A 3,885-nucleotide genomic window follows, 5' to 3' on the forward strand; every position below is an offset into this window, starting at 1 on the left:
TGCATGCCGTCACCGGAGTCCCCGGCGAAACGGATGATGACGCGGTCGAGTCGCTGGACCTGTTTGGTCACAGAGGAAGACCTCCTCGACACGCAGCACCCGCCCTGGGGGAGGCACCCAGGAACGTGATGCCACTTGGGCTTTACCAGCACAGCAGGTGGATCGGATTCCCGGCGCCGGGCGCGGCCGGGCCGCGGGTCGGGCCTGGGTCACCGCCACCACCTCCCCGCCTTCCTGCGCGGTCGCGGGCACGGGGGCTCCGGACCGCCGCCGTCATGAGAGCGGCGTGCGAACAGGGGCGAGAGCGGACGACCTTAGAAGAATAACATTTTCTTCTCTCGACAGTCGCATTCTCTGTGTCCATCGTACGCGGCCGCGGGCCCTTCGGGCATTGCTCGGTGCGCCCAATCGAAGGGGCCGCTCTTTGTAGGAGCCGTACAGGTCACGGGCGTGCGGACGGCGCGGGACGGGTGCCGTTCGCCGGACCGCGGCTTCGCCGGGCCTCCGCTCGCCGTCCGCGGCTCCGGGCGGACGCCCCCCTATGATGAGAACAATCCTCTCATCTATTGCAAGTACTATTGCCGTACCTGGTACCCGGCGCGTATCGTCGCGTGGGCCGCCCTGAACGAGTTAGAGCGTCGCGGAGGTAGCCGTTCGTGGACCTGGATTTCTCCGACGAGCAGGAAGCGCTGCGCGTCACTCTGCGTGAGTTCTTCGAGAAGGAGTCGCCGCCCGAGGTCGTCCGGGCCGCCGAACCCCTCGGGTTCGACGCCGCCCTGTGGCGCAAGGCGGTCGAGATGGGGCTCGGCGCGATCGCCGTCCCCGAGGACCGGGGCGGCGGCGGAGCCGGATGGGTGGAACTGGCCATCGCCGCCGAGTGCCTGGGACGGTCGCTGGCGCCGGTACCGCTGATCGAGGCGGCGGTCGCCAACCTCGTGCTCGCCTCGGTGCCCGGGGGAGCGGACCTGGACCCGCTGGTGTCACGCGCCGTCGGCGGCGAGGCGCTGGCGACCCTGGCGCTGCACCCGGTCACCGGTGACGTCGCCCGCCTGGTCCCGGCCGGCGCGGTGGCCGACCTCGTCGTCGTGCTGCGCGGCGACGAACTGCTGGCCGTCCCGGTGACGGGCGGCCCCGCCGAGCCCGTCCCCAACCTCGGCGCGATGCCGATCGCCGACCGCCGCGTGGACGAGGCGGGGGCGGTCGTGCTGGCGAAGGGCCCGGAGGCCACCGCCGTCCACGACCGCGCCGTGCACCACTGGCGGATGCTGACCGGGGCGGCGCTCGTGGGCATCGCGTCCAGAGCCCTCGAACTCGGCATCGCCTACGTCCTGGAGCGCCGGGCGTTCGGCGTCCTCATCGGCGGCTTCCAGACGATTCAGCACCGTCTGGCCGACAGCACCACCGCCCTCGAAGGGGCCCGGCTGCTGGCCTACAAGGCGGCGTGGGCGCTCGACGAGGGCCTGCCGAAGGCCGCCGAACTCGCCGCGATGTCGCTGCTGTTCGCCTCGGAGACCGCGTTCAAGACGGCCTCCGACAGCCTGCACTTCCACGGCGGCTACGGCTACACCCTCGAGTACGACGTCCAGCTGTACTTCCGGCGCGCCAAGGCCTGGCCGCTGCTCGCCGGCGATCCCCGCGCGGTCTACGCGCAGCTGCCCCGCCGCCTGTTCGACCCGACGGAAGGGTGAGGATGGATTTCTGGGATTCCGACGAGCTGGCCGCGCACCGCGACGCGGCGCGCGCCTGGGTCGAGGCCAACGTGAAGCCGGAGTGGGTCGAGGAGCAGCGCCGCACCGGCTGCCACCAGACCAACGAGCTGCACGCGCTGCTCGCGCGCGACGGCATCCTCGCCGCCGGCTGGCCCGAGGAGTACGGCGGCAGCGACGTCGACCCCGACTTCGCCCGGACCGTCTTCGACGAGTGCGCCCAGCTGGGCCTGCACTTCGACGGCTGGTCGACCACGACCATGGTGACCCACACGATCGAGCACGTCGGCACCGACGAGCAGAAGCGCCAGTGCCTGCCCGCCGCGCTGCGCGGCGACATGCTGATCGCGCTCGGCTACAGCGAGCCCGACTCCGGCTCGGACGTGGCCGCGGCCAAGACGACCGCCGTCCGGGACGGCGACGAGTGGGTCGTCAACGGCCAGAAGATGTTCACCAGCACCGCGCAGGTGTGCAGCCACGTCTTCGTCCTCGCGCGGACGAACCACGACGTGCCCAAGCACAAGGGCCTGACGCTGTTCCTGGTGCCGACGGACGCCCCCGGCTTCGAGCTCCAGCCGATCCACACCCTGGGCGGCCAGGTCACCAACGCCACCTTCTACACCGACGTCCGCATCCCCGACTCGGCCCGCATCGGCGGGGTCGACGAGGGCTGGAACGTCATGCGGGTCGCCCTGGTGTACGAGCGGGGCGTGGCCGGTCCCGCCTCCGTCGACCAGACGCTCTCGGAGGACCTCACCGCCTGGGCCCGCGAGGCGCGCCGCCCCGACGGGACCGCCGTCCTCGACGACCCCCTCGCCGCCGAGCGGATCGGCCGGATGGCCGTCGACGAGGAGGTCTCGCGGCTGCTGGGCCAGTGGATGAACTGGCGGGCCTCCAAGGGGGGCGTCCCGGGCACCGAAGGGTCCATGCGCAAGCTCTTCTGGAGCGAGATGGCGCAACGGCACTACAGCGACGCCCTCGACATCCTGGGCGCCGAGGGCGTGCTGGCCCCGGAGGCCGCGGACGCGCCGGCCGGCGGCATGTTCGAGCACGACTTCCGCGCGGCCGTGGTGACCACGGTCTACGGCGGGACGAGCGAGATCCTGCGCGACATCATCGCCGAACGCGAGCTCGGACTCCCCAGGAACCGTCCCGGCCGCTGACCGGCGCGAGGGCCCGCTACTTCAGCATGGCCCCGGCGTCGACGGGCAGGGTGACGCCGGTGATGTAACGGGCCTCGTCCGAGACCAGGAAGAGGGCGGCGTTGGCGATGTCCTCCGCCTCCACCCAGGGGACCGGGAGCGCGTTCATCATCTGGGAGACCGGCGCCATGTCCTCCGCGGTCGGGTTTTCCAGGTCGGGGCGGAACATGCGAAAGGTCATGTCGTTGATCAGCATCGGCGTGTTCACCTGGGTGGGGTGCAGGGAGTTGACGCGGATGCTGTGCTGGGCGAGCTCCACGGCCAGGGTGCGCATGAGGCCGACGACGCCGTGCTTGGCGGAGACGTAGTTGCCGACGTGGGGGTGGGCCTTGAGGCCGCCGACCGAACTGGTGATGACGATCGAGCCGCCGCGGCCGCCCTCGACGATGTGCGGGATCGAGGCTTGGGCGGTGTGGTAGACCCCGGTGAGGTTGACGTCGATGGAGTCCTTCCAGAGCTTGGGGTTCATGCGCTCGATCTGGGCGCCCGGGGCGGCGAGGCCGGCGTTGGCGATGGCGATGTCCAGGCGGCCCAGCTGCGTGACCCCTTCGTCGACGGCGGCCTTCAGCGCGTCGAGGTCGCGCACGTCGGCCTTGGAGGCGATGATGCGCCGGCCCAGTGCCTTGACCTGGGCGACGGTCTCGTCGAGGTCTTCGGGGGTGGACATCGGGATCTGAACGGTGTCGACCTGCTCGCAGATGTCGACCGCGATGATGTCGGCGCCCTCCTGGGCCAGGCGCACGGCGTGAGCACGTCCTTGGCCGCGCGCCGCACCGGTGATGAAGGCCACCTTGCCTTCGACTCGTCCAGCCATCGTTACCTCATTCCAAGCGGTTGCTGTCGGCGTTGGTGCGTGCGGCGGCGCGGACGGCGTTGATGATTCCCTGGTAGCCGGTGCAGCGGCACAGGTTGCCTGACAGGCCCTCGCGGATCTGGTCGTCGGTGGGGTCGGGGTGTTCGCGCAGGAACGCGGTGGC

The 3,885-nt window shown here is 71.0% G+C and carries 4 protein-coding genes; 2 read left to right on the top strand and 2 right to left on the bottom strand.

The annotated features are described in order from the left end of the window. The first annotated feature begins 656 nt into the window (after positions 1–656). Together ACFPZN_RS55750 and ACFPZN_RS55755 are read left to right on the top strand one after the other, a co-directional pair. Positions 657–1,688, top strand: a complete 1,032-nt coding sequence (locus ACFPZN_RS55750) for an acyl-CoA dehydrogenase family protein (protein WP_378293493.1) — start codon at positions 657–659, stop codon at positions 1,686–1,688. Between the two features lie 2 nt (positions 1,689–1,690). After that, the gene (locus ACFPZN_RS55755; protein WP_378293495.1) at positions 1,691–2,869 is read left to right on the top strand and encodes an acyl-CoA dehydrogenase family protein; all 1,179 of its coding nucleotides are present in this window, start codon (positions 1,691–1,693) and stop codon (positions 2,867–2,869) included. A gap of 16 nt (positions 2,870–2,885) precedes the next feature. On the opposite strand, the gene ACFPZN_RS55760 is transcribed toward ACFPZN_RS55755, so the two are convergent. Next, complete coding sequence (locus tag ACFPZN_RS55760; protein WP_378293497.1) at positions 2,886–3,722, bottom strand: mycofactocin-coupled SDR family oxidoreductase; 837 nt, start codon at positions 3,720–3,722, stop codon at positions 2,886–2,888. Between the two features lie 7 nt (positions 3,723–3,729). Further along, the gene (locus tag ACFPZN_RS55765; protein ID WP_378293499.1) at positions 3,730–3,873 is read right to left on the bottom strand and encodes a 2Fe-2S iron-sulfur cluster-binding protein; all 144 of its coding nucleotides are present in this window, start codon (positions 3,871–3,873) and stop codon (positions 3,730–3,732) included. Positions 3,874–3,885: the final 12 nt, after the last annotated feature.

Source organism: Actinomadura rugatobispora (assembly GCF_042656285.1).
In the GTDB taxonomy this organism is placed as follows: domain Bacteria; phylum Actinomycetota; class Actinomycetes; order Streptosporangiales; family Streptosporangiaceae; genus Spirillospora; species Spirillospora rugatobispora.